A 26,731-nucleotide genomic window follows, 5' to 3' on the forward strand; every position below is an offset into this window, starting at 1 on the left:
GCCTCTAGTAGACGTCACCTTTCCCGACCTTGGAAGAGAACTCCGTCTCCATGCCCTCGGCCAGCAGTTTCGCCTGTTCAACCCAGTCGTCACGCGTAACGCGCCCCTTGAAGCCCTCTAGGTTCTGATCGACCCACTGCACTTCATCTTCGCTCCAATTCGCCACCTGGTCGAAATGGAAGACCCCGAGCCGGTGAAGCAGCTGCTCCAGTTTCGGCCCGACACCCTTGATCTTCTTCAGATCATCCGCGCCCGTATCGCGCGGCGCATCCATCATCTGCGGCTTGCTGCCCTCGCCCTGCTCCTCGCCGGGCGCGACCTTGGCCGGTTTCTGCGTGGGCTTGGCGGCCGGTTTCACCTTGGGCTTCGCCCTGGTCTTGGCCTGTGCCTCACGCTTGGAAATCCCGGTCTCGTCGGCCTTGGCATTCGCGCCGGGGGCCGGCTTGTTGGCCTTGGCGCCGACCTCCTGCGGGGTCTCGTTCAATTTGACGGCCGGATCGGCGGGCTGGTGATTGGCACCATGATCGCGCCAGGGCGTCAGCAGCGGCACTTCGGTGCCGTCGATCCGCTTGATCGTGTCGCCCATATCGACCGCCCGCTGCACACTGGCATTGTATTGCGTCTGGCCGCTGTCGAACGCCTCAAGGCTGGTCAGCCCCGAAGCCGGTTCGCTGGCATAACGTCCGTTCTGCGGCCCCGGCACCGGCACCTTGCCCGCCGCCATGTCGTCGATCAGCTTTGCAAAGCTCTCGGCGGTCAGGTCCTCGTAGTAATCCTTGCCGATCTGCGCCATCGGCGCATTGGCACAGGCCCCGAGGCACTCGACCTCCTCCCAGCTGAACTTGCCATCGGCGCTCAGTTCATGGGGGTTGGGCGCGACCTTCTCGCGGCAGACCCCGATCAGGTCCTCGGCCCCGCAGATCATGCAGGACGTGGTGCCGCAGATCTGGAAATGCGCCACCTTGCCCACCGGCTGCAGCTGATACATGAAATAAAAGGTTGCGACCTCCAGCGCACGGATGAAATCCATGTCCAGCATCCCGGCCACATGTTCAATGGCCGGGCGGCTCAGCCAGCCTTCCTGCTCCTGGGCGCGCCACAGCAGCGGGATCACCGCGCTGGCCTGGCGGCCCTCGGGATACTTGGTGATCTGCGCTTCCGCCCAGGCCTGGTTCTCGGGCGTGAAGGCAAAGCTCTCGGGCTGCTCGTGGTGCAGACGTCTCAGCATCTTAGGAACAGGCTCCTGTCGTCAGTTTAACCCCGCCACCGGGCAGGCGCTCGGCCTCGCCCTTGGACAGAAGATAAGAGGTGATCCCGGTGGCTTGCTCGCGCGTCAGCCCCGCCTGAAGCTCCACCGGCTGGAAATCGGCCTCGGTGGCCATTTCGCATCCGATCGACGCGGCGGCCAGATTGTAATCGGCGACATCCTCGGGGCTCACGCCCTCGGGCGGTGCGATACAGCCCGCCAGCGTCAGCACAAGACCGGCGGGTGCCGTTGCAACCAAGCGTTTCATCACCTGTCGATCTCCCCGAACACAACATCCATCGTCCCGATGATCGCCGCGACATCGGCCAGTTGATGACCTACGGCAACATGGTCCATCGCTTGCAAATGCAGGAAACCCGGCGCGCGCAGCTTGGCGCGGTATGGCCGGTTGGTTCCATCCGCCACCAGATAGACGCCGAATTCGCCCTTGGGGGCCTCGACGGCGGCATATACCTCGCCCTCGGGCACGCGGAACCCTTCGGTGTATAGCTTGAAGTGATGGATCAACGCCTCCATCGAGGTCTTCATCTCGGCCCGCTTGGGCGGCGTGATCTTGCCGCGCGACAGGATATCACCCCGCCCTTCGGGCGCGCGCAGCTTCTCGATGCATTGGTGAATGATGCTCAGCGACTGGCGCATCTCTTCCATGCGCACCAGGTAGCGGTCATAACAATCGCCATGCTTGCCCACCGGGATCTGGAAATCGAACTCGTCGTAGCATTCATAAGGCTGCGCGCGGCGCAGATCCCACGCCAGGCCCGACCCGCGCACCATCACACCCGAAAAACCCCAGTTCTGGATGTCTTCCTCGGTCACAATGCCGATATCGGCATTGCGCTGCTTGAAGATGCGGTTTTCGGTCAGGAGGCCGTCGATATCGTCCACCACCTTGGGAAAGGCTTTGGCCCAGGTCTCGATATCGTCGATCAGCGCGTCGGGCAGGTCCTGATGCACACCGCCAGGGCGGAAATAGGCTGCATGCAGACGCGCCCCGCAGGCGCGCTCGTAGAATTCCATCAGCTTCTCGCGCTCTTCGAACCCCCAGAGCGGCGGCGTGAGCGCGCCGACATCCATTGCCTGCGTGGTCACGTTCAGCAGGTGGTTCAGGATGCGGCCGATCTCCGAGAACATCACCCGGATCAGGCTGGCGCGGCGCGGCACCTCGACCCCGGTCAGCTTCTCGATGGCCAGGCACCAGGCATGCTCCTGGTTCATCGGCGCCACGTAATCCAGCCTGTCCAGATACGGCAGGTTCTGCAGATAGGTGCGGCTTTCCATCAGCTTCTCGGTGCCGCGATGCAACAGGCCGATATGCGGATCGCAACGCTCGACGATCTCGCCGTCCAGTTCCAGCACCAGCCGCAACACCCCATGCGCCGCCGGGTGCTGAGGGCCGAAATTCAGGTTGAAATTCCGGATCTTCTGCTCGCCCGTCAGGGCGTCTTCGAATTTGGAGCCATCCATCATGCGTGCCCTCCGCCGATCTTGTCACGAAACGCCATGACCCACAAAAGGACCAGCGCTCCGAGCGGGATGATCGCGACCAGCGCGACCCAGCTCGGGATGCCGAACTTCGGCAGCAGGCGCCAGAAGGGAATCACGACCAGAACGGCCATGACAAGGAAGAAGATCATTCCGCCACCGCCCATCACTTGGCCTCCTCTTTCTTCTCGTCGCCGGGCAGGATGTATTCCGCACCCTCCCATGGCGACATGAAGTCGAATTGCCGGTATTCCTGCACCAGGTTGACCGGTTCGTAGACGACGCGCTTCTGCACCTCGTCATAGCGCACCTCGGTATAGCCGGTGGTCGGGAAATCCTTGCGCAGCGGATGCCCGCGAAACCCGTAATCCGTCAGGATGCGGCGCAGGTCGGGATGCCCCGAAAACAGGATGCCGAACATGTCGAACACCTCGCGCTCGAACCAGTTGGCCGAGGCATGCAGATCGGTGATCGACGGCACCATGTCCTCTTCGCGCACGGCCACCCGCAGCCGGATGCGCTGGTTCTGGTACATGCTCAGGACATGGTAGACCACATCGAACCGCTTGGCCCGCTCGGGGTAATCGACGGCGGTGATGTCCACCAGCGTCGTGAACCGGCAGGTCCGGTCGGTCTTGAGGAACTCCACCAGCCCGACAATGCTGGCCAGCGCCACATCCACATTCAGTTCATCAAGGGTGACAGCCCAGCCAAGCACGCAGTCGGGGCGTTTCGCCTCGATATGGGCGCCCAGTTCGTTCAGCGCGTTGCTCATCGTCTTCGTCCTTTCGCGCGCGACCGCTTGCGCGCCTGTCAGTGATGCGCCGGCTCAGCGCACGATGGTCCCGGTCCTGCGAATCTTGCGCTGCAACTGCATGATCCCGTAAACCAGCGCCTCGGCGGTCGGCGGGCAGCCCGGAACATAGATATCCACCGGCACGATCCGGTCACAGCCGCGCACCACCGAATAGCTGTAATGGTAATAGCCCCCGCCATTGGCGCAGGACCCCATCGAGATCACATAACGCGGCTCGGGCATCTGGTCGTAGACCTTGCGCAGCGCCGGCGCCATCTTGTTGGTCAGCGTGCCCGCCACGATCATCAGGTCCGACTGGCGCGGACTGGCGCGCGGCGCGGTGCCGAAACGTTCCAGATCATAGCGCGGCATCGAGGAATGCATCATCTCGACGGCACAGCAGGCCAGTCCGAAGGTCATCCAGTGCAGGCTGCCGGTGCGCGCCCAGTTGATGATGTCCTCGGTCGAGGTGACAAGAAATCCCTTGTCCTGCAATTCGCGGTTCAGATCCTGCGTGGCCACCTCCCGGTCAGGCCCCGCGGTATTGACTCCGGTGGCTACTCCCATTCCATCGCCCCTTTCTTCCATTCATAGGCGAACCCGGCCGTCAGCACGGCAAGGAACACCATCATCGACCAGAAACCCGCCATCGAGATATCCTGGAACGCCACCGCCCACGGGAACAGCATGGCGATCTCCAGATCGAAGATGATGAACAGGATCGAGACAAGGTAAAACCGGACATCGAACTTCATCCGGGCATCATCGAAGGCGTTGAAGCCGCATTCATAGGCACTCAGCTTCTCGGGGTCGGGGTGGCGCACCGCCGCGACCACCGCCGCCAGAATGAGAACAAGACCAAGACCGATGGCAATGGCCATGAGGACCAGAATGGGAAGATATTCCCTCAGCATCTCATCCACGGGGTGGCTCCTTTCATGCGCAACCGGGGCGCATTCAAATGGCTGCACTGACTATTGCAGGGTTTACCGTCGCCCCATGTCGGGGTCAACCAAGCGCGAACATATTCCGATACCTGCACCCAAACATGACAATCGAAGGTATGCCTACGTATACAAACAAGGAATGGCCCTTGTCCTTTGAACTATGTCAGACGCCGTTGCAGGCACGCGCCACCCTTGCTCTCACGAACGATTTAGGGCGCGTCCTGCGCCCGTCACCCCCCGGAATGAGGCGAATCCCTCAGCCCGCCCAGGGCGGCTTGCGCTTGTCGAAAAACGCGCCGATCCCCTCACGCGCCTCGTCGCCCTCCCAACAGGCGATCAATTCACCGACGCTGTGGTCGATCACGCCCTGATCGATGCGTGGCCCGAAACCGCGCAGCAGTGCCTTGGCACGCGCCACGGCCTCCGGCGCGCAGGACAGGTAAGGCGCCACCTCCGCCCCGACCGCCGCGTCCAGATCCGCCGCTGGCACCGCCCTTGCCAGCAGATCCAGCGCCACCGCCTCGCCCGCATCGAAACGCCGGCCCGACATGAACACGCGGCGCGCCTTGCCCTCGCCCATGCGCGCGCAGACATAAGGCCCGATCGTCGCCGGAATGAGGCCAAGCCGGGTCTCGGTCAGCGCCATCAGGATATGATCCGCCCCGATCGCCACATCACAGACGCTCACCAGCCCGACACCACCACCGAACGCATTGCCCTGAAGCCGCCCGATCAGCGGCTTGGGCAGCGTATTGAGCGCCTGAAGCATCTGCGCCAGCTTGCCCGCCTCTTTGGCGCGCGTCCCGGGGTCCGCCTCGAACTGATCGCGCATCCAGCCCAGATCGCCCCCGGCGCAGAATGTCTTGCCCTTCGCCGCCAGAACCACGGCGCGCACTGTGGCATCCGCGCCCAGATCGCCCGCCGCCTGCGTCAGCTCGGCAATCATCCGCGCCGACATCGCGTTGTGCTTCTCGGCCCGGTCCAGCCACAGCGTCGCCACCCCGCGCCCGTCGCGCTCGATCGTGATCGTCTCGAACATGCTGTCTCTCCTCGGGTCTGCGCCCGTCCGTTCCATCATTCGGCGCGCATATCGCGCACCATCGCGGCAGCCTTGTCCAAAACCGCGCGGTCCAGCCCGGTCTCGTATCCAAGCGCCACCAGCCGGTCATGCACCGCTTCGCTGGCCACATTGCCCGCCGCCCCCGGCGCATAAGGGCAACCGCCAAGCCCGCCGACCGCCGCATCGAACACCCGCAGACCGCGCCCCAGCGACGCCTCGATATTCTCAAGCGCGCGCGCCCCGGTATCGTGGTAATGCCCCGCCAGCCGGTCGGCGGGCAGCTCCTCGCAGACCGCCGCCAGCATCGAATCGACCGCCTCGGGCGTGGCCCGCCCGATCGTGTCGCCAAGGCTGATCTCATAGCAGCCCATCGACCACAGCCGCGCCGCCACCTGCGCCACCTGCTCAGGGGCGACCGGCCCGTCATAGGGGCACTCGACCACGCATGAGATATAGCCGCGCACCCGCACGCCCTCGGCATTGGCGGCCTCCATCACCGGGGCGAAACGTGCAAGGCTCTCCTCGATGGTGGCGTTGATATTGGCCTTCGAGAACCCTTCCGAGGCCGAGCCGAAAATCGCCACCTCATCCGCGCCCGCCTCCATCGCATCCTCGAACCCGCGCAGATTCGGCGTCAGCGCCGCATAGCTCACGCCGGGCGCGCGCCGGATGCGGCGCAGCACCTCGCCCGAGTCCGCCATTTGGGGCACCCATTTGGGACTGACGAAACTGGCCATCTCGATACGCCTGAACCCGGCACCGCTCAGGCAATCGACCAGTGCGATCTTCTGCGCCGTCGGGATGCGCCGCTTCTCGTTCTGCAACCCGTCGCGCGGGCCGACCTCGAAAATCTCGACCTGTTCGGTCATCTCCTGTCTCCTTGCAACGCGCTCCCTTCGCGGAAGGGCTCATTCCTCCCAGGGCGCGTAGAAATCCCTCTGATAGATCCGCCCGCCATCCGGGCCGGGGCTGGATGCGCCGAACCCTTCGCGCGCGGTGATCCGTTCATACCATTTTTCCGTTTCCGGGAAGCCGTCAATCCGCGCGAAATGGCGCGCCATGTAAACCGCCTGCCCGACGCAGATATCGCAGGCCGAAAAGCCGCTGGTCAGCAGGTAGTCGCGGTTCTCGACCGGGGTTGAGAGCCGCGCCTCGATCGCCTCGTAGCATTTGCGGATCCGCGCCGCTTCCAGCTTCATCACGATGGGGCTGCGCATATGGTCCTCGTAAAGCATCACATGCTGTTGCGTCAGCGCCGCCACATGCTGGCTCAGCGTCTCGGCGACATGGACCCAGACCAGCCATGCCATGCGGTCCATGTCCCCCGGCATCCGTCCCAATCCGGGCTCGGGGAAACGCTCGCACAGATATTCGACCATCGCGCCCGATTCGAACATCCGCTCGCCCTCGATCTCCAGCGCCGGCACCCTCCCGGCGGGCGAGAGCGACAGGAACGCGGGCTCGCGCAACGACTTGTCGAACGCATGCTCGACGACCTGGAACGCAACCCCCAGCTCGTGCAACAGCCACAATACCCGCATCGAGCGGCTCTGGCCGACGTGATGCAGCGTGATCATGCCTCTTCCCCCTCGTCCTGCGCCGCCAGCCTGACCAGCGCCGAGCCCGCCTCGACCTGCGCGCCGGTCTCGGCCAGCACCTCGGCGACCACGCCGTCGCGCGCCGCCAGCAAGGCATGTTCCATTTTCATCGCCTCCAGCACCGCCAGCCGGTCGCCCTCAGCCACCGCCTGCCCCGGCTTCGCCAGCATCGCCTTGACCAGGCCAGGCATCGGCGCTTCGATCACATCCTGATCGCCCCCCTTCACCGCCGCCTTGTCCAGCGGATCGACGATCTCGAATCCCAGCCCGTAATTGGCGAACACCGTGACCAGCGCGCCATTCACGGCAACCTGAGGCGCCGCCTCGCCATCCAGCTGCCAGCGCCCGCCGACCTTGCGCGCGGCAATGACCTGCCCGTCGACGACAACATCATGCGCCCATGCGGAAAGGCAGCACAGCGCCACCGCGATCTCCTGACCCTCGCGCGCCAGAAGCACCCGCCGCTCCAGCGGCGCCCAAAGCGTGAAACCGGTCTCGCCGCCCTCGGCCTCCAGCAGATCAAGCGCCGCCAGCGCCGCCAGCGCCACATCGCGCGGAGCCACCTGCGGCGCGGCGGCCAGCGTATCAAGATCGCGCGCGATCAGCCCGGTATCCACCTCTCCTGCCGCAAAGCCCCGATGCGCCGCCAGCGCGCCCAGAAACGCGAGGTTGGTGACGGTCCCGGCCACCTCGCAATCGCGCAACGCCGCCGACAAGCGCCTGAGCGCCCCCGCCCGCGTCGCCCCGTGGGTGATAACCTTGGCGATCATCGGATCGTAATGCGGGGAAATCTCGTCGCCCGCCCGCACCCCGGTATCGGCGCGCGCCCCTTCAGGAAAGCGCAGATGCGCCAGCCGCCCGGTGGCGGGCAGGAATCCCCTCGGCACATCCTCGGCATAAAGGCGCGCCTCGAAGGCATGGCCGCTGATCGCCAGCTCATCCTGCGCCCTGGGCAAACCTTCGCCGCTTGCCACGCGCAATTGCCACTCCACCAGATCGACCCCGGTGATCGCCTCGGTCACCGGATGCTCGACCTGCAGGCGCGTGTTCATCTCCATGAACCAGAATCCGTCGGGGCGCAGACCATGACTGCCATCGACGATGAACTCCACCGTGCCCGCCCCGGCATAGCCGATCGCGCGCGCCGCGCGCACCGCCGCCTGACCCATCGCCGCGCGCATCTCTTCGGTCATGCCCGGCGCCGGGGCCTCCTCGATCACCTTCTGATGACGCCGCTGAAGCGAGCAGTCCCGCTCATAAAGATGCACCGCATCCGTGCCGTCGCCAAAGACCTGCAATTCGATATGGCGCGGCTTCTGGATGTATTTCTCGATCAAGACCGCCGCATTGCCGAAAGCGGTCTCGGCCTCACCCTTCGCGCTCTCCAGCGCATCAGCGAAATCCGCCGCCCGTTCGACCAGGCGCATCCCCTTGCCGCCACCCCCGGCGACCGCCTTGATCAACACCGGATAACCGATCGCATCCGCCGCGCCCGCCAGATGCTCGGGGTCCTGGTTCTCGCCGTGATAGCCCGGCACCACGGGCACGCCCGCCTCTTCCATCAGCGCCTTGGCCGCATCCTTGAGCCCCATCGCCCGGATCGCCTCAGCCGAGGGGCCGATAAACACCAGCCCCGCGGCCTCGACCGCCTCGACGAAATCGGGGTTCTCCGACAGGAAACCATAGCCGGGATGAATCGCCTGCGCGCCGGTCTCCAGCGCCGCCTTGATGATCGCCTCACCGCGCAGATAACTCTGCGACGGGGCCGGGCCACCGATATGCACCGCCCGGTCCGCCATCGCCACATGGCGCGCCGCACGGTCGGCATCGGAATACACCGCCACACTGCGCACCCCCATCCTGCGCGCGGTCTCTATGACGCGACAGGCGATCTCGCCCCGGTTGGCGATCAGGATCGTCTCGAACATCAGCCTACTCCCCATGGCGCCCGTCGCGCCGCATTCATCTTGCCCAAAATACTCCCGCCGGAGGCATCCGCCCGCGCGGCCCCGCGCAACGCCGGGGGATATGTCACCACCCTCACCACCGCCCAAGCGCCTCTTGCGCCTCGCGCATCATCCGCGCGACGATATCGGCGGCAGGCTCGACCCGGCCGATCAGCCCCACCGCCTCGCCCGCAATGGCAGGCGCGCCCCCGGCGTCACCCTCTGCGACCGCCTTGCCATAGGCCGCGCGCGCCTCCGCGTCGCGCGGTCCGCCCGGCACATCGCGCCAGTAATCCGTCCAGTCATTGCTGAGCGTGCGGATCGTATAGGGGCGCGGCCAGTCCAGCCCGCGCGCGATATCGGGCAAGGATGACCGCACCGTCGCATCCCCGTCCGCCGCCAGCGCCGCCGCCTGGAACCCCTCGGGCACAAGCGCCTCCTCGCTGGCCCAGAACCGCGTGCCCACAACCACGCCCTCGGCCCCCAGCATCAAGGCCGCCGCCAATCCGCGCCCGTCGCCGATCCCGCCGGCCGCCAGCACGATGGCGCGCCCGCCCACCAGGTCCACCACCTCGGGCACCAGCGTCATGGTCCCGCGCGCCGCGCCGTGGCCGCCCGCCTCGCTGCCCTGCGCGACGATCACCTCGGCGCCCGCCGCCAGGGCCGCGCGCGCGCCCTCTACGCTTTGCACCTGTGCAAAAACCGGCACGCCGGCCGCCTGCGCCGCTTCGGCAAAGCCGGACAAATCGCCGAAAGACAGGAACATCGCCGCCGGTCTGCGCTGAAGAACCGCATCATATAACCCCGGCGCCCGCGCCTCGCGCTCCGCCAGCGCCCAGGTGATGAACCCGCAGCCGACCGCCACATTGCCCGCGGCAGCGAATTGCGCATCGATCCATTCAGCGTCCGCGCCATAGCCGCCACCGATGAACCCAAGGCCCCCCGCGCCGCTGACCGCCGCCGCCAACCGCCCGCCCGAGGCCATCGCCATCGGCGCCGAGACAATGGGCGCGGTCAGCCCGAACCGCCGGCAAAGCCGCGTGTCCAGTGATGCCGTCATGACGCCCCCTCTGCGGGTTTGCCGCCCTTACATGCGGAACAGGCCAAAGCGCGTCTCCTCGATCGGGGCACAAAGCGCCGCACTCAGCGACAGCGCCAGCACGTCGCGCGATTTGCGCGGATCGACAATGCCATCGTCCCACAGCCGCGCCGAGGCATAAAGCGGATGCGACTGGCGCTCGAACATCTCGATCGTGGGGCGCTTGAATGCGGCTTCTTCCTCGGGCGACCAGCTGCCGCCCTTGCGCTCGATCGCATCGCGCCGGACCGTGGCCAGAACCCCGGCCGCCTGCTCGCCGCCCATGACGCTGATCCGGCTGCTTGGCCAGGACCACATGAAGCGCGGCTGATAGGCCCGCCCCGCCATGCCGTAATTCCCCGCCCCGAAGGAGCCGCCCACGACCATCGTCACCTTGGGCACCGAAGTGGTGGCAACAGCCGTCACCATCTTCGCGCCGTGACGCGCGATGCCCTCGTTCTCGTATCGCCGCCCGACCATGAATCCGGTGATGTTTTGCAGGAAGATCAGCGGGATACGGCGTTGGCTGCACAGTTCGACGAAATGCGCGCCCTTCTGCGCGGCTTCCGAAAAGAGGACGCCGTTATTGGCGACGATCCCCACCGGACAGCCCTTGAGATGGGCAAAACCGCAAACCAGCGTCTCGCCGAACCGCGCCTTGAACTCGTCAAAGCGCGACCCGTCGACCAGCCGCGCGATCACCTCGCGTATATCATAAGGCGTGCGCAGATCGGCGGGCACCACGCCCAAGAGCTCCTCGGGGTCATAGGCGGGCGGCTCGGGGCTGGCCCAATCCACCGTGGCGGGCTTCGTGCGATTGAGATGGGCGACCGCGCGGCGCGCCAGCGCCAAAGCATGCGCGTCATCCTCGGCCAGGTAATCGGCCACGCCCGACAGGCGCGTATGCACATCGCCCCCGCCAAGGTCCTCGGCGGTCACGACCTCGCCGGTCGCCGCCTTGACCAGCGGCGGCCCCGCCAGAAAGATCGTCCCCTGATCGCGCACGATGATGGTGACATCCGACATGGCGGGCACATAGGCGCCCCCGGCCGTGCAGGAGCCCATGACAACGGCGATCTGCGGGATGCCCTTGGCGGACATGCGCGCCTGATTGTAGAAGATGCGCCCGAAATGGTCCCGGTCGGGAAAGACCTCGTCCTGGTTGGGCAGGTTCGCCCCGCCACTGTCGACCAGGTAGATGCAGGGCAGGTTGCATTCCTCAGCGATCTCCTGGGCGCGCAGATGCTTCTTGACGCTCATCGGGTAATAGGTGCCGCCCTTCACCGTGGCGTCGTTGCACACCACCATGCATTCCTGCCCCTGCACGCGCCCCACCCCGGCGATCACACCCGCGCAGGGCGCAGCGCCGTCGTAAAGGCCATGCGCCGCCGTCGCGCCGATCTCGAGGAACGGCGCCCCGGGATCCAGCAGGTTCGCCACCCGTTCACGCGGCGGCATCTTGCCCCGCGCCAGGTGGCGCTCGCGCGCCGCCTCGCCGCCCCCCGCGGCGGCCTCGGCGGCGGCGCGTTCCACGACCCCGAGCGCCGCCAGATGGCCCTCCCGGTTGGCCTTGAACGCTTCCGATGACGGAATTGCCTTTGAGTCCAGTTTCATGCCGCGGCCTCCTGATTTCTCATGCGCCGCGCTGGTCCACGCCGCGATGTTGCATTTTTGCCGCCCCTGCGGCCCTTCACGAGAACTTGACCCAAATCAAGGTGATCCCCGGGGGCCGGGCGCATGGTCCGGCCCACTCGGATAGGAATGGAAAGACAATGAAGACTCTTACAGCACTCACGCTCGCAACCGCCCTCGCCGGGGCAGCCGCTCCGGCGCTGGCTCAGGAACAAGGCAGCATGACCCTCGGCGTCGGTATCGCCGGTGTACTGCCCGATGGCTCCAGCAACACGGCCGCCGGCCAGATCTCCGTGGGCGACAATGCCCGCCCGACCCTGACGTTCGAATATTTCTTCGCCGACAATATCGGTGTCGAGGTTCTGGCCGCATGGCCCTTCGAACATGACATCAAGCTCGCAGGCGCCGGCAAGGTCGGCAAGACCAAGCACCTGCCGCCGACGATCTCGCTGCAGTATCACTTCACCAACAAGTCCAGCCTGACGCCCTTCCTCGGTGTCGGTATCAACTACACCACCTTCTGGGACGACAAGGGCACCGGCCCGCTGGCCGGCGTTCCGATCAGCCTCGATGATTCCTGGGGCCTCGCCCTGCATGCCGGCATCGATTACGCGCTCAGCGAAAAATCCGCCCTGCGCGCCGATGTCCGCTGGATCAACATCGAAACCGACGCCACCGTCGGCGGCGCCCCGATCGGCAAGGTCGCGATCGACCCCTGGGTCGTCGGCATGTCCTACGTGATGAAGTTCTGATCGCTCAACGTCACATCGCTTCAAGGGGCCGGTCATCGCGCCGGCCCTTTTCGTTTCTTCCCGCTCGAGTCTCATGACGCCGCCCCTTCCGCCGCCGCGCGCGCCCTCAGCTCGCGCCGGATCACCTTGCCGGTCACCGTCATCGGCAGCGCGGGCAGGAAATCCACCTCGCGCGGATAGGAATAGCCGGCCAGCCGCGCCTTGACGTAATCCTGCAATTCCCGCGACAGCGCCGCACCCGGCGCATGGCCCTCCTTCAGCACCACATAGGCCTTGACGATCTCGGTGCGCAGCGGGTCGGGCTTGCCCACCACGCCCACCGTTGCCACCGCCGGATGTGTCAGCAGGCAATCCTCGATCTCGGCGGGGCCGATCCGGTAGCCCGCGCTGGTGATCACGTCATCCTCGCGCCCCGCAAAGCGCAGGAAATCGCCCTCCCACATGCCCCGGTCGCCCGTCACCATCCAGTCACCGCGAAACTTCGCGGCCGTGGCTTCGGGCCGGTTCCAGTATTCCAGCATCATGCTGCCTGCACCCCGGCGTATCGCGATATCGCCCTCGCCCTCGATCTCGCGCCCCTCGCCGTCGATCACGCCGATCCCGAACCCCGGCGCAGGCTTGCCGATACATCCCGGCCGCGGCGCGAACAGCGCCGAACAGGAACTGGCCACCATGTTGCATTCGGTCTGGCCGTAGAATTCGTTGATCGTCACGCCAAAGGCCCGCCGCCCCCAATCCAGCATCTCCGCGCCGAGGGGCTCGCCCCCGCTGGCGACGCTGCGCAGGCCCCCGATCGCGCAATCGGCGGCCTTCAGCATCCTGAGAGCGGTGGGCGGAAAGAACACGTTGCGCACCGCGCCCTCGCGCAACACCCGCAGACATTCATCGGGCGTGAACTTCATCAGCCGCGCCGCCACCACCGGCACGCCCAGTGCCAGCCCCGGCATCATCAGGTCGAACAGCCCCCCGATCCAGGCCCAGTCCGCCGGCGTCCACAGGCAATCGCCCTCCTGTCCCAGGAAATCATGGCTCATCTCGACGCCCGGCAAATGGCCCAGCAACATGCGATGCCCATGCAGCGCCCCCTTGGGGCTGCCCGTCGTGCCGCTGGTATAGATCAGGACCGCCGGGGTCTCCGGCCCGGTCTCGACCGCCTCGAACACCCCCTCGGGCAAACCGCCCGCCTCGGGCACCAATGCCCCAACCCCCTCAAGCGGCGCCAGAAGATCGACCCCGCCGGGATCTGTCACCACCAGCCGCGCCCCCGCATCGCCAACGCGCGAGGCCAGCGCATCGCGCTGAAACAGCTTGAACAGCGGGATCGACACCGCGCCCAGCTTCCAGATGGCGATATGCGCCGCCGCGCACCAGGCATCCTGACTGCGCAAGACCCCCACCCTGTCGCCACGCGCCACACCCCGCGCCGCCAGCTCCAGCGCCAGCCCGTCCGCCATGCGCCGCAACGCGCCATAACTTGTCTCGCGCCGCGCGCCGGTAAGGTCGATGATCGCCACACGGTCAGGTTCGCGCGCCGCCCAGTCGTCACAGACCTGCGCCGCCATGTTCAGGCGCTCGGGAATATCCCAGCGAAAGCCGTCGCACATCTGCGCATAGGTCTCGGGCAACGGGCGCAGCAAGGGAGGGCGAATGCTCATTCCATGCTCCCCAGGTGATGCAGCTCCAGCGCCCGCGCGGCAGTCTTTTGCAGATGACAATCGCCCGCGATGATCATGCGGATCGAACCAGCGATCCAGATCGCGTAGCGCAAACCGCATTCGGCGTCCTTGTAGGCCGCCCAATGGCGCTGCGTCTCATGCAGTTGCCCGGCCAGCGCGCCGTCACCCTCGCGGCCAAGCGCCCCGGCCTGACGCTCCAGCGCCTCGGCCATCAACGCCTCCCAGGCACGCGTTTCGGCCATCAGGCACTCGGTGATCCCCAAGGTCGTCTGCCCCCCGGGCAACGCCTGACAGGCCCTGGCCGCATCGCCCGCGCAACCGGGCGCGCCCTCGCCCCGCGGGGCCGCCTCAAGACATGCCCGCACCTGCGCCGCATCCACCCGTGCCTCCTGCGCGATGGCAGGCGCGCCAGGCGCGGCCAGCAACAACAGGATCGCAGCCCGCCTCACCCCATCGCACCCATCAATTCGCGTCCCACCAGCATCCGGCGGATTTCCGAGGTGCCCGCGCCGATCTCCATCAGCTTGGCATCCCGGAACAGCCGCGCCACCGGCGCATCCGCCAGAAAACCCGCGCCGCCCATCGCCTGCACCGCCTGATGCGCCTGCACCATGGCCTGTTCGCTGGCATAAAGACAGCAGGCGGCGGCGTCTTGGCGCGTCACGTCGCCCCGGTCACATGCCTTGGCCACCTCATAGACATAGGCCCGCGCCGAATTCATCGCCGTGTACATGTCCGCGATCTTGCCCTGCATCAGCTGGAACGACCCGATCGGCTGGCCGAATTGCTTACGCTCGGCCATGTAGGGCATGATTTCGTCCAGGCATGCCGCCATGATCCCGGTGCCGATCCCCGCCAGCACCACGCGCTCGTAATCGAGGCCCGACATCAACACCCGCACGCCCTTGCCCTCTTCGCCAAGGACATTCTCGAAGGGCACTTCCACATCGTCGAAAATCAGCTCGGCGGTATTGCTGCCGCGCATCCCCAGCTTGTCGAAATGCGGGCTGGTCGTGAACCCCTTCATGCTCTTCTCGATCACGAAGGCGGTGATCCCCTTGGCGCCCGCCTCCGGGTCGGTTTTGGCATAAACCACCAGCGTATCGGCATCCGGGCCGTTGGTGATCCAGTATTTGTTGCCATTGAGCTTGTAGTGATCGTTGCGCTTTTCGGCCCGCAGCTTCATGCTCACCACGTCGCTGCCCGCGCCCGCCTCGGACATGGCCAGCGCGCCCACATTCTCGCCGCTGATCAGCCCCGGCAGGTATTTCGCTTTCTGCGCATCCGTGCCGTTCAGCTTGATCTGGTTGACGCAGAGATTGGAATGCGCGCCATAGCTCAACGAGACACTGGCCGAGGCCCGCGCGATCTCCTCGATGGCGATCACATGGGCGATATAGGGCATGCCCGCGCCGCCATGTTCCTCGGGCACCGTGATACCCAGGAGGCCCAGATCGCCCATCTCACGCCATAGCGCCGACGGAAACACATTCGACGCGTCGACCTCGCCCGCCATGGGCTTCACGCGCTCCTGCGCCCATCGGTGAACCATCTCGCGCAGGGCGTTCACATCTTCGCCCAGATCAAACTGCATGACCGCGTTGAACATGCGACCCTCCTCCCGTCGGTGACATTTATTGAACACTTGTTCATTTATAGCCATAACTTTCCGCGCCGGTCAATCCCGCGTTAACGCCCGCGACATGGGGCCTGCCAACGCGGCGCGCACCGGTGCCCTTTTCGGATATGATACCGACGCAATGCCGACGTGATACCGACGCGTCACCGATTGGCGGAAATTGGCGGATTTGCCTTGTTAACAAACGATTCGGACGCCGCGCGCGACCCTCGCCGCACGCCGCCCTTTACGGTTTCTTAACCTTGCTGAACGCTCAGGCGGCGCCTTCACCCTGCCAGACCGCGCCCACCTCGGCCCGGATGATCCGGGCGATCAGCGCGCAATCCTCAAGGCTGAAGGTCAGCGGCAGGCGCATATCGAGAATGCTGCGCAGCACCCTGTCCGATGCCGGCATCCGCTCATGGGGCGCATAGCGCCAGCTGTCATAGCGGCTGGTAAAGCCCACGGGTTCGGCACCCCCGAACCACTTGAGTTCAACACCGCGCTTGAGGCAGCGTGCGATCACCTCGCCAATCGCGCCATCCCCCCAATCCAGCAGCAGAAACTGGATCGACGAGCCCACATAACTCTCCTCCTCGGGGCGCTCCACCACGGTCAGACCCGGCGTGCCGCGCAAGCCCTCCTCGACCACCCGGTAACGCGCGTTCCAGGCGGCGCATTGCGCGTCCAGCCGCGCCAGCTGCGGGCGCAGGATGGCCGCGCGCAAATGATCCATCCGACCGGAAACATTGGGGGTTTCGTATTTGACCCGCTCAAAGACCGCCTCGGGCGGCACCGTGCCATTGCGCCCGTAAAGCATGTAAGAGCCCGACAGTATCGTGGCCCGCGCGGCGATCTCGTCATCATCCGTGACCAGCAGACCGCCCTCGCCCGAATTCATGTGCTTGTAGGTCTGCGTCGAATAGCACCCGACCTTGCCCCACCTGCCCGAGGCCCGCCCCTTCCAGGCCGCGCCCATCGTATGCGCGCAATCCTCGATCACGGTGATCCCGGCGGCCTCGCAGATCGCCATCAGCCGCTCCATGTCGCACAGATGCCCGCGCATATGGCTCAGCATCAGCACATCCGCACGATCCGCCTTGGCCTCCAGATCGTCAAGATCGATGGTCAGCGCCTCGTTCACCCCGACGAATACCGGCACCGCGCCCACGCTCGCAATCGCACCGGGCACCGGCGCCAGCGTAAAGGCATTGGTCAGCACGCGATCGCCCGCCCGCACCCCCACGGCGCGCAGCGCACAGGCCAGCGCATAGCCCCCCGAGGCCACCGCCAGCGCATAACCCGCACCCGTATAGGCCGCGAATTCCCGCTCCAGCAAAGCCGTCTCGCCAACCTCTCCGGGGCCAAGGTTATAACGGTGCAGCCGGCCGCTGCGCATGACTTCGAGCGCCGCCGCGATCCCCTCTTCGGGGATCGGCTCCTGCTGGGTGAAACTGCCTTTGAAGATTTCCGTCATGCCGTTCTTTTTGAGCCGCTTCGCCCAGCCGGTCAATGGGCTTGCGCCCCCGGCGCGGCTTCTTTCGCAAAAACCGCAAAGCCGATCCGCGCACCCCGAAAACCGCCGCGCCCCTCAGCCGATCAACCGGCGCACCACACCCGACAGTTCGCCGTAATGCCCGATCAGCGCCTCGGGCGACAGCGCCGCCACCCCATCGCCATCCGGCCCGAAGGTCACCAGCACCGAAGGCACCCCCGCCGCGCGCGATGTCTCACGGTCGGTCACCGTATCGCCCACCAGCAGGCAGCGCGCCGGATCGCCCCCGGCCCGGCGCACGGCCTCGCGCAGGGTCTCGGGATCGGGCTTGCGCACCGGCAGCGTATCCGCCCCGATGAGCGCACCAAAGGCATCGAGCGCCCCCAGCCGCGTCATCAACAGCCGTGCCAGCGCCTCGGGCTTGTTGGTGCAGATCGCCACCTTGTAGCCCGCCTCCCGCAGTGCCTCGACCGCCTCCAGCGCGCCGGGGTAAAGCGTGGTATGCGTGTCGATGGCAGCCTCGTAGGCCTGCAACAACAACGGGTATTGCCGCTCGATCTCGGCCTCGTCCTCGGCCAGCCCCATGCGCATGAACCCCAGCTTGAGCATCGCGCGCCCGCCTCGGAACGCCGTGCCCGCATCATGCAAGGGGTCCAGCAGATCGCCCGCGCCCATCGTCCTGAAACAGGCATTGGCCGCGGCGATGAGATCGGCGCTGGTATCCGCCAATGTCCCGTCCAGATCGAATACAACTGTGCGCACGTCAAACCCCTTTCCCGCCGCCCATGCGCATCAATCCGCGCATGGCTGACACAAACCGCAATCTTCTTTGATGCTCTGCGACCTTGCACAGCACGGGCAACCCGATAAAACGGTCGCCACCGGAATACAAAGAGAAACCGCATGAGCACAGCCCTGATCCTCCTTGCCGCCGGCCAGGGAACACGCATGAATTCGGACCTGCCCAAGGTGCTGCACGAGGTTGCGGGCGCCCCCCTGCTGGTGCATGCGATGAAGGCTGGCGCGGCGCTTTCGCCCGAACGGGTCGTGATCGTGGCCGGGCATGGCGCCAAGGCCGTCGAGGCCGCCGCGCGCGCCCATGACGACAGCGTGTCCATCGCCCTTCAATCCGAGCAGAAGGGCACCGCCCATGCGGTCGCTCAGGCCGCGCCCCTGCTCGCGGATTTCGACGGCGACGCCTTCGTGCTCTATGGCGACACACCCTTCATCCGCCCCGAGACGCTTGAACGCATGGCCGCGGCGCGCGCCAGCCATGACCTTGTGGTCCTCGGATTCGAGGCGGCCGATCCCGGTCGCTATGGCCGCTTGAAGATGAGCGGAGAAACCCTTGACGCGATTGTGGAATTCAAGGACGCGACCGAATCCGAACGCGCCATCACCTTCTGCAACTCCGGGGTCATCGCCGCCCCCGCCCGCCTGCTGTTCGACCTCATCGGCGAGGTCGGCAACGACAATGCCAGCGGCGAATACTACCTCACCGACATCGCCGCGCTGGCCCGTGCCCATGGCCTCTCGGCCACCGCCATCGCCTGCGACGAAGCCGAAACCCTGGGCGTCAATTCACGCGCGGAACTGGCCGCGGCGGAAGCCGCCTTTCAGGCCCGCGTCCGCGCCGCCGCGCTGGAGGATGGCGTCACGCTCATCGCCCCCGACACGGTGCATTTCGCCCATGACACGGTGATCGGGCGCGACACACTGATCGAACAGAACGTGGTGTTCGCCCCCGGCGTCACCGTCGAATCGGGTGCCCGCATCCGGGCGTTCTCCCATCTCGAAGGCTGCCATGTCTCGCGCGGCGCGGTTGTCGGCCCCTATGCCCGCCTGCGCCCCGGCGCGGAACTGGCCGAGGACACCCGCATAGGAAATTTCGTCGAGATCAAGAATGCCGTCATCGATGCCGGCGCCAAGGTGAACCACCTCAGCTATATCGGCGATGCCCATCTGGGCAGCGGCACCAATATCGGCGCGGGCACCATCACCTGCAACTATGATGGCGTGATGAAACACCATACCGAGATCGGGCAGAATGTCTTTGTCGGCTCGAATACCATGCTGATCGCGCCGGTCACCATCGGCAACGATGCGATGACCGGCTCGGGCTCGGTTATCACCCGCGACGTGCCGGAAGGCGCGCTGGCGATCGCCCGCGCCGCGCAAGCGGTCAAACCCGGACTCGCGCTTAAATTGTTCGAAATGCTAAAGGCCACCAAGGCTAAACGCGACAAAGGGTCAACGTAATGTGCGGAATTGTAGGTATCCTCGGGCTTCACGAAGTCGCCCCCACCCTGGTCGAGGCGCTCAGGCGGCTGGAATATCGCGGTTATGACAGCGCCGGGATCGCCACGCTGAACGACGGTCGGCTGGATCGGCGTCGCGCCGTCGGCAAGCTCGTGAACCTTTCGGATCTGCTGGTCCATGAGCCACTGGCGGGCAAGGCCGGGATCGGCCACACCCGCTGGGCCACACATGGCGCGCCGACGCTGTCCAACACCCACCCTCATCGCGCCGGGCCGGTGGCCGTCGTGCATAATGGTATCATCGAAAACTACCGCGAACTGCGCGCCGAACTTGCGCAAAACGGCTTCGCCCACGAGACAGACACCGACACCGAAACGGTTGCGCTGCTGACCCGCCATCACCTCGAACAAGGGCTTGCCCCCGTGGATGCCGCGCGCCGCACGATCGAACGGCTCGAAGGCGCCTATGCGCTGCTCTTTCTGTTCGACGGCGAACCCGACCTCATGATCGCCGCCCGCAAGGGCAGCCCGCTGGCCGTCGGCCATGGCACGGGCGAGATGTTCGTGGGCTCGGATGCCATAGCGCTGGCCCCGATGACCGACCGCATCACCTATCTCGAGGAAGGCGACATCGCCGTCGTGACGCGTGACAGCCTGACCATCACCGATATGGATGGCGCCGTCGTGGAGCGCCCGGTCAAGACCATCCGACTCAGCAATGCGCGCGTCGACAAGGCCGGTCACAAGCACTTCATGTCCAAGGAAGTCGCCGAACAGCCCGCCGTGATCGGCGATGCGCTTGGCCATTACCTCTCGGCTGACGGGCGCGACGTGGTCCTGCCCGGCACGGCCCTGGATTTCACCCGGATCGAACGGCTGACAATGGTCGCCTGCGGCACCGCCTATTACGCCTGCCTCACCGCGAAATACTGGTTCGAGCAGCTGGCGGGCCTGCCGGTCGATGTCGATATCGCCTCGGAATTCCGCTACCGCGAACCGCCCGTCACCCCCGGCACCGCCGCGCTTTTTGTCAGCCAGTCGGGCGAAACCGCCGACACGCTCGCGGCGCTGCGCTATTGCCGCGACAAGGCCGACACGATCCTCTCGGTGGTCAATGTCGACGAAAGCTCGATCGCCCGCGAAAGTGACCTCGCCTTGCCGATCCTCGCGGGTCCCGAGATCGGCGTCGCCTCGACCAAGGGCTTCACCTGCCAGCTGACCGTGCTTTTGCTGCTGGCGATCAAGGCCGCGCGCGTGCGCGGCACGATGGACGAAGAGGCGGTCGCCGACCTTCTGTCGCATCTGCGCGGCCTGCCTGCCGCGATCAGTCAGGCGCTCGAGATGGACGGGGAACTGCAACGCGCCGCACGGCATCTGTCGGAACATGATCACGCACTTTTCCTGGGCCGCGGCCTGATGTTTCCTATGGCCCTTGAGGGCGCTCTTAAATTAAAAGAAATCAGCTATATACATGCCGAAGCTTATGCATCAGGCGAACTCAAGCACGGCCCGATCGCACTGATCGACAAGAAGATGCCGGTGGTCATCATGGCCCCGCGCGATGCGCTTTTCGACAAGACCGTCTCCAATATGCAGGAGGTCATGGCGCGCGGCGGCAAGGTCATGCTGATCACCGACCGCGCCGGCGCCGCCGTCGCCGACGAGGGTATCTGGCAATTGCTGGTGATGCCCGAGGTCGACCCGGTCCTGACCCCGCTTCTCTATGCCATCCCCGCGCAGCTCTTGGCCTATCACACCGCGGTCGCCAAGGGGACGGATGTGGATCAGCCGCGCAATCTGGCGAAATCGGTGACGGTGGAATAGCCCCGCGCGGCATCGGCGCGCAGACCGACCTGATACCGACGCGATACCGATGTGAAACAGCGCGGCTTTCTGCCGGTCTTCAGCCGGCTTTCACTCGCTCAGGCGATACACCCTGAGTTCCGGCAATCCGGTCAGATCGGCCTCGATCAGGCGCATGGCCGACAGCGACATCTGGCTGCCCGCGCCGCGCGCCGCGTCCAATGGAATAAGGTCCACCGACGCCGACGTGCCGCCCGCCGGGTACTCCACCCGCCCCTTGGCGGGCGCATCGACCAGCGGCGTCTTGAGCCAGAACCCCGGCTCTCCCGGCGCCCCGAGCGACGCGATGGTCACCCCCAGATCGACCGCCCCACGCCCGGCCTGCGCACCCGACCTGGCGGCCGAACGCTGTTCTTCCGAGGCGGTATCGAAATCCTCGGCCCTCTTCGCTTCATTTGAGGGCGCGGCCGCGTCGGGGCGGGCCCTGGGATGGGCCTGGCCAGGTTCTGGCGCAGCGGATTCAACTCCGCCTGTTCCGCCTGAACGGCCCATAAGCCCTTCGACCTGCGCGCAGCCCGAAAGGGCGATGACCACGATGAAACTGGAAAGGATCGGTCTCATGCCCATAGCTTAGCTGTGCCCGCGCCCGCCTTCAATCCGCAAGATCGGGGTTGCCCAACCCTGCGCCAGCACCTAGTTTCCGAGGATGACCGCACCATTGATCGACCCCTTTCAGCGCGCGATTTCATACCTGCGCGTCTCCGTGACGGACCGCTGCGATTTCCGCTGCGTCTATTGCATGTCCGAGAACATGACCTTCCTGCCCAAGAAAGAGCTGCTGACGCTCGAGGAGCTGGACAGGATGTGCTCGACCTTCATTCGCCTCGGCGTCGAGAAGCTGCGCATCACCGGCGGCGAACCACTGGTGCGCAAGGGGATCATGACCTTCTTCCAGTCGATGACGCGCCATCTTGAATCGGGCGATCTGCGCGAATTGACCCTGACCACCAATGGCAGCCAGCTTGAACGCTTCGCCGACGATCTGTTCGCCGCCGGGGTGCGGCGGGTCAATATCTCGCTCGATACGCTGGACGAACAGAAATTCGCCGACATCACCCGCTGGGGCCGCCTGCCCCAGGTCATCAAGGGAATCGATGCCGCACAGCGCGCCGGAATGCGGGTGAAGATCAACACCGTCGCACTCAAGGGCTTCAACGAGGACGAACTTTTCACCCTTGTCGAATGGTGCAGGAGCCGCGACATGGACCTCACCTTCATCGAGGTGATGCCGATGGGCGATATCGGCAACGAGGACCGCCTTGGCCAATACTGGAAACTGAGCGATCTGCGCGCCCAGCTGGCGCAGCACTACACGCTGAACGACCTCAGCGAGCGCAGCGGCGGCCCCGCGCGCTATGTGCGGCTCGAAGAGACCGGCCAGAAGATCGGCTTCATCACCCCGCTGACCCATAATTTCTGCGAAAGCTGCAACCGCGTGCGCCTGACCTGCACGGGCGAGCTTTACATGTGCCTCGGCCAGGAAGACATGGCCGACCTGCGCGCGCCGCTGCGCAACAACCCCGCCAGCGACGCCCCCCTTGAAGAGGCCATTCGCGACGCCATCGCGCGCAAGCCGAAGGGCCATGATTTCGACTATTCGCGCCAGACGGTGGACGGGCGCGTGACCCGCCACATGAGCCATACCGGCGGCTGACGCACGGATGGGCTGGCGGCCGCTTCCCCTTCGAATCTACACGCTTGCCGCCGACCTGCTGGCCCCCATCGCCTATCGGCGGGTACGCGCCAAACTTCTGGCGCATGGCACCGGACGCTCGCGTTTGCGCGAACGCATCGGCCATGCCACCGCCGCACGCCCCGACGGGCGGCTGATCTGGTTTCACGCGGCCAGCGTCGGCGAAAGCCTTTCGGTTCTGCGCCTGATCGCGCATTTGGGGCAGACCGACGCCAACTGGCATTTCCTGATCACCTCGGGCACAGCCACATCCGGCAAGGTGCTGGCCGACCGCCTGCCGCCACGCTGCCAGCACCAGTTTGCGCCGCTCGACAGCCGCGCCGCAGTGGGCCGCTTTCTGGCCCATTGGCGCCCCGATCTGGCGATCTTCGTCGAAAGCGAATTCTGGCCCCAGATGCTGGGCATGACCCACGCAGCCGGGGTGCCGATGGCGCTGTTGAACGCGCGGATTTCTGATCGCTCGATGCGCGGCTGGAAACGCTTTGGCCGGACCGCGCGACACCTTTTGGGGATGTTCTCGCTCATCCATTGCCAGGACCGCCGCACAGAGGCCAATCTGCACGATCTGGGGTTGGTCCATGCCCGTGCGGGGCGCAACCTCAAGTCGCTTTCGGGGCCATTGCCCCATGACGCGGAGGCGCTGGCACGGATGCGGGCGGCACTGGGCACACGCCCCGTCTGGCTTGCCAGTTCCACGCATCCCGGCGAGGACGAAATCGTGCTTGCCGCACATGCCAACCTGATCGAGCGCTGGCCCGAGCTGCTGCTGATACTCGTGCCGCGCCACCCCGAACGCGCCCCGGACATCGAAGCGCTGATCGCCAAGGCCGGGCTATGCGCGATGCGCCGGGCTTCGGGCGCGCTGCCCGAGGCGCGGACACAAGTCTACCTGGCCGACACGCTTGGAGAGACTGGGCTCTGGTATCGCCTGTCGCCCATCACCTGTCTTTGCGGCTCCTTCGTGCCGGTGGGCGGGCACAACCCCTATGAACCCGCCCATGCGGGATCGGCGCTCATTCATGGCCCGTTTCACGCCAATTTCGCCGACACCTATGACGAGCTGCACGCCGCTGGCGCGAGCACCGAGGTCACCGATGAATCGACCCTCGCAAAGGCCGTCGCTGAATTGCTGGCCGATCCCGGCGCGCAGGACGGGGCGCGGGGGCGGATCGAGGCCTTTGCCCACGCGCAGGAAGATGCGCTCGATGCGCTGGCGCTGGACCTTTCGGCGCTCATGGATCCGGTGTAAGAGCCGCAAAAGGATCATCAGCCAAGGCCCGCGCCATGTCTCACCCCGCCGACGCCATCGACGTGATCGCCCCGAACTTCAAGGCGCGCATGTCGGGCGTGACATCGACCGTGTTCCGCCTTGTCCCGATCCAGGCGGAAATGATGCGCATCGCAACGGCGGGGCCGAATATCCCGCCCGAAATCCCGCAGATCCCCAGTGCCAGCCTGCCCGGCATGAGCCGCCGCCGCCGGGTCTGGCACGCGCGGCGCAACAACGAGATGCTGGCGGGAATCGCGCTCAAACGCCTGCTGCGCAAGGATCTGAAACTGGTCTTCACCTCGGCCGCGCAGCGCGATCACAAGAAGCTGACCAAGTGGATGATCCGGCAGATGGATCACGTGGTGGCGACCTCAGCGCGCTCGGCCTCGTTTCTGGAGGTCGAAGCGCAGGTGATCCACCACGGCATCGACGTGGCGCGGTTCGCCCCGGTTGCCGACAAACCGGCGCTGCGCGCCGAACTGGGCCTGCCGCAGGACAAGTTGCTGGTGGGCTGTTTCGGGCGCATCCGCCCGCAGAAGGGCAACGACCTTTTCACCGACATGATGCTGCGCCTGCTGCCCGAGCGCCCCGATGCGGTGGCGGTGATAATGGGCGGCGTGACCGATCAGTTCCGCGATTTCCACGCCGGGCTGGTGGACAAGGTCAAGGCCGCAGGGCTGAAGGATCGCTTCCTCTTCCTGCCCGAGGATCCGCATTGGGACGTGTCGCGCTGGTTCAAGGCGCTGGACCTTTATATCGCGCCGCAACGCTGGGAGGGTTTCGGCCTCACACCGCTCGAGGCGATGGCCTGCGGCGTGCCGGTGGTGGCGACGCGGGCCGGCGCATTCGAGGAGCTGGTGCAGGATGGCGAGACCGGCACGCTGGTCGATATCGAGGATATCGGGGCCATGAGCACCGCCACCGCGCGCCTGCTGGACGATGCGGAACTGCGCGCGACCTGGTCGGCCAATGCCCGCACCCATGCCGAGACCCATTGCCGGATCGAACAGGAAGCCGAGGCGCTCTGCGCGATCTACCGCGCGCTTCTGGACGAAGCCTAGGCAAGGCCGGGGGCGCTGCCCCCGGACCCCCGAGGTATTTTCAGCCAGATGAAAGGGGCGCAGCGCGCCTCAGCCAATGGGCATGCGCTGTTCGATGATCCCGGCCCACCAGCTGCAGCCCGAGGGGATCACCGCGTCGTTGAAATTGTAGTCGGGGTTGTGAACCATCGCCGTGTCGCCATTGCCCACAAGGATATAGGCGCCGGGGCGTTCTTCGAGCATGAAGGCGAAATCCTCGCCGCCCATGACCAGCGGGGCTTCGTCGCATTGCCCCGATACCGAGCGCGCCACCTCGGCGGCGAAATCGGTCTGGGCGTCATGGTTCACCATCACCGGGTAGTTGCGTTCGTAATCAAGTGTCGCGCGCCCGCCGAACCCCGCCGGGATCGTGTCGCAAAGTGCCTGCATCCGGGCCTCGACCAGGTCGCGCATCCCGGCGTCGAGCGTGCGGGCGGTGCCGATCATATGGACGCGTGCGGGGATCACGTTGAAGGCGTCCGAACTGGTCTTGAGGGCGGTGACCGACACGACCGCCTGTTGGGTCGGATCGACATTGCGGCTGACGATGGTCTGAAGCGCCAGCACCAAGTGACTTGCGATCACCGTCGGGTCGATCGTGTCATGCGGCTTGGCGGCATGGCCGCCCTGCCCTTCGATCACGATTTCGAATTTGTCGGTGGCGGCAAAGAACGGACCCGGACGGATGGCGAACCGGCCCTCGGGGATGCCGGGCCAGTTATGCATGCCGTAGACCTCGTCGATGGCGAAGCGCTCCATCAGCCCGTCGGCACACATCTCGCGCCCGCCACCGCCGCCCTCTTCGGCGGGCTGGAAGATCACCACGCAGGTGCCGTCGAAATTGCGCGTTTCGGCCAGGTAGCGCGCCGCACCAAGCAGCATCGAGGTATGCCCGTCATGGCCGCAGGCATGCATCTTGCCCGGCTCGCTCGAGGCATAATCCAGACCCGTCGTCTCGTGGATCGGCAGCGCGTCCATGTCGGCGCGCAGCCCCACCACCTTGCCCGAACCGGTCTGGCGCCCCTTGATCACACCGACCACCCCGGTGCGCCCCAGCCCCGTCACCACCTCGTCGCAGCCGAATGCGCGCAGCCTTTCCGCGACCAGATCAGCGGTGCGGTGGGTGTCGAACAGCAATTCGGGATGCTGGTGCAGATCGCGCCGCCATGCGGTGATCTCGTCATGGAGTTCGGCGAAACGGTTCTTCACGGGCATGGGTCT

At 65.9% G+C, this 26,731-nt stretch carries 26 protein-coding genes; 6 read left to right on the forward strand and 20 right to left on the reverse strand.

Going from position 1 to position 26,731, the window contains the following annotated elements; all coding sequences use genetic code 11:
- Window positions 1–4: 4 nt before the first annotated feature.
- The 13 genes from N5A93_RS06720 to N5A93_RS06780 all read right to left on the reverse strand — a co-directional run bounded on the left by N5A93_RS06720 (window position 5) and on the right by N5A93_RS06780 (window position 11,788).
- Window positions 5–1,228, reverse strand: coding sequence for an NADH-quinone oxidoreductase subunit E (locus N5A93_RS06720; RefSeq protein WP_268954312.1), 1,224 nt, complete (start codon window positions 1,226–1,228; stop codon window positions 5–7).
- 1 nt (window position 1,229) lies between these two features.
- Window positions 1,230–1,514: a hypothetical protein gene (locus tag N5A93_RS06725; protein ID WP_268954313.1), complete on the reverse strand. Its 285-nt coding sequence runs from the start codon at window positions 1,512–1,514 to the stop codon at window positions 1,230–1,232.
- Entirely contained in the window at window positions 1,514–2,731 is a 1,218-nt protein-coding gene (locus N5A93_RS06730) for an NADH-quinone oxidoreductase subunit D (RefSeq protein ID WP_268954495.1), read from the reverse strand. The genes N5A93_RS06725 and N5A93_RS06730 overlap by 1 nt, the downstream gene beginning before the upstream one ends.
- Window positions 2,731–2,916 (reverse strand): hypothetical protein, encoded by a 186-nt coding sequence (locus N5A93_RS06735; protein WP_268954314.1) that lies wholly within the window; start codon window positions 2,914–2,916, stop codon window positions 2,731–2,733. The genes N5A93_RS06730 and N5A93_RS06735 overlap by 1 nt, the downstream gene beginning before the upstream one ends.
- A complete protein-coding gene (locus N5A93_RS06740; protein WP_268954315.1) occupies window positions 2,916–3,524 on the reverse strand; it encodes an NADH-quinone oxidoreductase subunit C in 609 nt (202 codons plus the stop codon). Before N5A93_RS06740 ends, N5A93_RS06735 begins: the two co-directional genes overlap by 1 nt.
- Window positions 3,525–3,578: 54 nt before the next feature.
- Entirely contained in the window at window positions 3,579–4,112 is a 534-nt protein-coding gene (locus N5A93_RS06745) for a NuoB/complex I 20 kDa subunit family protein (protein ID WP_268954316.1), read from the reverse strand.
- Window positions 4,103–4,468 (reverse strand): NADH-quinone oxidoreductase subunit A, encoded by a 366-nt coding sequence (locus N5A93_RS06750; RefSeq protein WP_268954317.1) that lies wholly within the window; start codon window positions 4,466–4,468, stop codon window positions 4,103–4,105. Before N5A93_RS06750 ends, N5A93_RS06745 begins: the two co-directional genes overlap by 10 nt.
- Window positions 4,469–4,748: 280 nt before the next feature.
- A complete protein-coding gene (locus tag N5A93_RS06755) occupies window positions 4,749–5,531 on the reverse strand; it encodes a crotonase/enoyl-CoA hydratase family protein (protein WP_268954318.1) in 783 nt (260 codons plus the stop codon).
- 35 nt (window positions 5,532–5,566) lie between these two features.
- Window positions 5,567–6,421: a hydroxymethylglutaryl-CoA lyase gene (locus tag N5A93_RS06760; RefSeq protein ID WP_268954319.1), complete on the reverse strand. Its 855-nt coding sequence runs from the start codon at window positions 6,419–6,421 to the stop codon at window positions 5,567–5,569.
- Window positions 6,422–6,460: 39 nt separating this feature from the next.
- Complete coding sequence (locus tag N5A93_RS06765; protein WP_268954320.1) at window positions 6,461–7,129, reverse strand: glutathione S-transferase family protein; 669 nt, start codon at window positions 7,127–7,129, stop codon at window positions 6,461–6,463.
- Window positions 7,126–9,078: an acetyl/propionyl/methylcrotonyl-CoA carboxylase subunit alpha gene (locus N5A93_RS06770; protein ID WP_268954321.1), complete on the reverse strand. Its 1,953-nt coding sequence runs from the start codon at window positions 9,076–9,078 to the stop codon at window positions 7,126–7,128. Before N5A93_RS06770 ends, N5A93_RS06765 begins: the two co-directional genes overlap by 4 nt.
- A gap of 112 nt (window positions 9,079–9,190) precedes the next feature.
- Window positions 9,191–10,156 (reverse strand): NAD(P)H-dependent flavin oxidoreductase, encoded by a 966-nt coding sequence (locus N5A93_RS06775; protein ID WP_268954322.1) that lies wholly within the window; start codon window positions 10,154–10,156, stop codon window positions 9,191–9,193.
- Between the two features lie 27 nt (window positions 10,157–10,183).
- Window positions 10,184–11,788 carry a carboxyl transferase domain-containing protein gene (locus N5A93_RS06780; RefSeq protein ID WP_268954323.1) on the reverse strand — a complete coding sequence of 535 codons (1,605 nt, stop codon included), beginning with the start codon at window positions 11,786–11,788 and terminating at the stop codon, window positions 10,184–10,186.
- A gap of 158 nt (window positions 11,789–11,946) precedes the next feature.
- Between N5A93_RS06780 and N5A93_RS06785 the strand changes: the two genes are divergently transcribed.
- Window positions 11,947–12,558 (forward strand): OmpW/AlkL family protein, encoded by a 612-nt coding sequence (locus tag N5A93_RS06785; protein WP_268954324.1) that lies wholly within the window; start codon window positions 11,947–11,949, stop codon window positions 12,556–12,558.
- A gap of 71 nt (window positions 12,559–12,629) precedes the next feature.
- Here the strand turns inward: N5A93_RS06785 and N5A93_RS06790 are convergent, their stop codons facing one another.
- The 5 genes from N5A93_RS06790 to N5A93_RS06810 form a co-directional block, all read right to left on the reverse strand.
- Window positions 12,630–14,213 carry an AMP-binding protein gene (locus N5A93_RS06790; protein WP_268954325.1) on the reverse strand — a complete coding sequence of 528 codons (1,584 nt, stop codon included), beginning with the start codon at window positions 14,211–14,213 and terminating at the stop codon, window positions 12,630–12,632.
- Complete coding sequence (locus tag N5A93_RS06795; RefSeq protein ID WP_268954326.1) at window positions 14,210–14,683, reverse strand: lysozyme inhibitor LprI family protein; 474 nt, start codon at window positions 14,681–14,683, stop codon at window positions 14,210–14,212. Before N5A93_RS06795 ends, N5A93_RS06790 begins: the two co-directional genes overlap by 4 nt.
- Entirely contained in the window at window positions 14,680–15,843 is a 1,164-nt protein-coding gene (locus tag N5A93_RS06800) for an acyl-CoA dehydrogenase family protein (RefSeq protein WP_268954327.1), read from the reverse strand. Before N5A93_RS06800 ends, N5A93_RS06795 begins: the two co-directional genes overlap by 4 nt.
- 283 nt (window positions 15,844–16,126) lie before the next feature.
- Complete coding sequence (locus N5A93_RS06805; RefSeq protein ID WP_268954328.1) at window positions 16,127–17,329, reverse strand: DegT/DnrJ/EryC1/StrS family aminotransferase; 1,203 nt, start codon at window positions 17,327–17,329, stop codon at window positions 16,127–16,129.
- Window positions 17,330–17,443: 114 nt separating this feature from the next.
- Window positions 17,444–18,109, reverse strand: coding sequence for an HAD-IIIA family hydrolase (locus N5A93_RS06810; RefSeq protein ID WP_268954329.1), 666 nt, complete (start codon window positions 18,107–18,109; stop codon window positions 17,444–17,446).
- Between the two features lie 141 nt (window positions 18,110–18,250).
- On the opposite strand from N5A93_RS06810, the gene glmU reads away from it, so the two are divergent.
- Together glmU and glmS are read left to right on the forward strand one after the other, a co-directional pair.
- On the forward strand, window positions 18,251–19,606 hold the full coding sequence (gene glmU / locus N5A93_RS06815) for a bifunctional UDP-N-acetylglucosamine diphosphorylase/glucosamine-1-phosphate N-acetyltransferase GlmU (protein ID WP_268954330.1): 1,356 nt from the start codon (window positions 18,251–18,253) through the stop codon (window positions 19,604–19,606).
- Entirely contained in the window at window positions 19,606–21,429 is a 1,824-nt protein-coding gene (gene glmS, locus N5A93_RS06820) for a glutamine--fructose-6-phosphate transaminase (isomerizing) (RefSeq protein ID WP_268954331.1), read from the forward strand. The genes glmU and glmS overlap by 1 nt, the downstream gene beginning before the upstream one ends.
- A gap of 90 nt (window positions 21,430–21,519) precedes the next feature.
- On the opposite strand, the gene N5A93_RS06825 is transcribed toward glmS, so the two are convergent.
- Complete coding sequence (locus N5A93_RS06825) at window positions 21,520–22,029, reverse strand: hypothetical protein (protein WP_268954332.1); 510 nt, start codon at window positions 22,027–22,029, stop codon at window positions 21,520–21,522.
- A gap of 85 nt (window positions 22,030–22,114) precedes the next feature.
- On the opposite strand from N5A93_RS06825, the gene moaA reads away from it, so the two are divergent.
- From moaA to N5A93_RS06840, 3 genes are read left to right on the forward strand one after another with little or no spacing between them, the layout of a single operon-like run.
- Entirely contained in the window at window positions 22,115–23,122 is a 1,008-nt protein-coding gene (gene moaA, locus N5A93_RS06830) for a GTP 3',8-cyclase MoaA (protein WP_268954333.1), read from the forward strand.
- Window positions 23,123–23,129: 7 nt separating this feature from the next.
- On the forward strand, window positions 23,130–24,410 hold the full coding sequence (locus N5A93_RS06835) for a 3-deoxy-D-manno-octulosonic acid transferase (RefSeq protein WP_268954334.1): 1,281 nt from the start codon (window positions 23,130–23,132) through the stop codon (window positions 24,408–24,410).
- Between the two features lie 35 nt (window positions 24,411–24,445).
- Complete coding sequence (locus N5A93_RS06840) at window positions 24,446–25,492, forward strand: glycosyltransferase family 4 protein (RefSeq protein WP_268954335.1); 1,047 nt, start codon at window positions 24,446–24,448, stop codon at window positions 25,490–25,492.
- A gap of 69 nt (window positions 25,493–25,561) precedes the next feature.
- On the opposite strand, the gene N5A93_RS06845 is transcribed toward N5A93_RS06840, so the two are convergent.
- Window positions 25,562–26,725, reverse strand: a complete 1,164-nt coding sequence (locus N5A93_RS06845) for a M20 aminoacylase family protein (RefSeq protein ID WP_268954336.1) — start codon at window positions 26,723–26,725, stop codon at window positions 25,562–25,564.
- Window positions 26,726–26,731: the final 6 nt, after the last annotated feature.

Origin of the sequence: Roseovarius salincola, assembly GCF_026891095.1 — a bacterium.
Taxonomy (GTDB): Bacteria; Pseudomonadota; Alphaproteobacteria; order Rhodobacterales; family Rhodobacteraceae; genus Roseovarius; species Roseovarius salincola.

Excerpts from the sequence above, each read along its gene's own strand:
- N5A93_RS06720 (WP_268954312.1), bottom strand. The coding sequence starts at position 1,228 with ATGCTGAGACGTCTGCACCACGAGCAGCCCGAGAGCTTTGCCTTCACG.
- N5A93_RS06725 (WP_268954313.1), bottom strand. The coding sequence starts at position 1,514 with ATGAAACGCTTGGTTGCAACGGCACCCGCCGGTCTTGTGCTGACGCTG.
- N5A93_RS06730 (WP_268954495.1), bottom strand. The coding sequence starts at position 2,731 with ATGGATGGCTCCAAATTCGAAGACGCCCTGACGGGCGAGCAGAAGATC.
- N5A93_RS06735 (WP_268954314.1), bottom strand. The coding sequence starts at position 2,916 with ATGGGCGGTGGCGGAATGATCTTCTTCCTTGTCATGGCCGTTCTGGTC.
- N5A93_RS06740 (WP_268954315.1), bottom strand. The coding sequence starts at position 3,524 with ATGAGCAACGCGCTGAACGAACTGGGCGCCCATATCGAGGCGAAACGC.
- N5A93_RS06745 (WP_268954316.1), bottom strand. The coding sequence starts at position 4,112 with ATGGGAGTAGCCACCGGAGTCAATACCGCGGGGCCTGACCGGGAGGTG.
- N5A93_RS06755 (WP_268954318.1), bottom strand. The coding sequence starts at position 5,531 with ATGTTCGAGACGATCACGATCGAGCGCGACGGGCGCGGGGTGGCGACG.
- N5A93_RS06760 (WP_268954319.1), bottom strand. The coding sequence starts at position 6,421 with ATGACCGAACAGGTCGAGATTTTCGAGGTCGGCCCGCGCGACGGGTTG.
- N5A93_RS06765 (WP_268954320.1), bottom strand. The coding sequence starts at position 7,129 with ATGATCACGCTGCATCACGTCGGCCAGAGCCGCTCGATGCGGGTATTG.
- N5A93_RS06770 (WP_268954321.1), bottom strand. The coding sequence starts at position 9,078 with ATGTTCGAGACGATCCTGATCGCCAACCGGGGCGAGATCGCCTGTCGC.
- N5A93_RS06775 (WP_268954322.1), bottom strand. The coding sequence starts at position 10,156 with ATGACGGCATCACTGGACACGCGGCTTTGCCGGCGGTTCGGGCTGACC.
- N5A93_RS06780 (WP_268954323.1), bottom strand. The coding sequence starts at position 11,788 with ATGAAACTGGACTCAAAGGCAATTCCGTCATCGGAAGCGTTCAAGGCC.
- N5A93_RS06785 (WP_268954324.1), top strand. The coding sequence starts at position 11,947 with ATGAAGACTCTTACAGCACTCACGCTCGCAACCGCCCTCGCCGGGGCA.
- N5A93_RS06790 (WP_268954325.1), bottom strand. The coding sequence starts at position 14,213 with ATGAGCATTCGCCCTCCCTTGCTGCGCCCGTTGCCCGAGACCTATGCG.
- N5A93_RS06800 (WP_268954327.1), bottom strand. The coding sequence starts at position 15,843 with ATGTTCAACGCGGTCATGCAGTTTGATCTGGGCGAAGATGTGAACGCC.
- N5A93_RS06805 (WP_268954328.1), bottom strand. The coding sequence starts at position 17,329 with ATGACGGAAATCTTCAAAGGCAGTTTCACCCAGCAGGAGCCGATCCCC.
- glmU (WP_268954330.1), top strand. The coding sequence starts at position 18,251 with ATGAGCACAGCCCTGATCCTCCTTGCCGCCGGCCAGGGAACACGCATG.
- glmS (WP_268954331.1), top strand. The coding sequence starts at position 19,606 with ATGTGCGGAATTGTAGGTATCCTCGGGCTTCACGAAGTCGCCCCCACC.
- N5A93_RS06825 (WP_268954332.1), bottom strand. The coding sequence starts at position 22,029 with ATGAGACCGATCCTTTCCAGTTTCATCGTGGTCATCGCCCTTTCGGGC.
- moaA (WP_268954333.1), top strand. The coding sequence starts at position 22,115 with ATGACCGCACCATTGATCGACCCCTTTCAGCGCGCGATTTCATACCTG.
- N5A93_RS06835 (WP_268954334.1), top strand. The coding sequence starts at position 23,130 with ATGGGCTGGCGGCCGCTTCCCCTTCGAATCTACACGCTTGCCGCCGAC.
- N5A93_RS06840 (WP_268954335.1), top strand. The coding sequence starts at position 24,446 with ATGTCTCACCCCGCCGACGCCATCGACGTGATCGCCCCGAACTTCAAG.
- N5A93_RS06845 (WP_268954336.1), bottom strand. The coding sequence starts at position 26,725 with ATGCCCGTGAAGAACCGTTTCGCCGAACTCCATGACGAGATCACCGCA.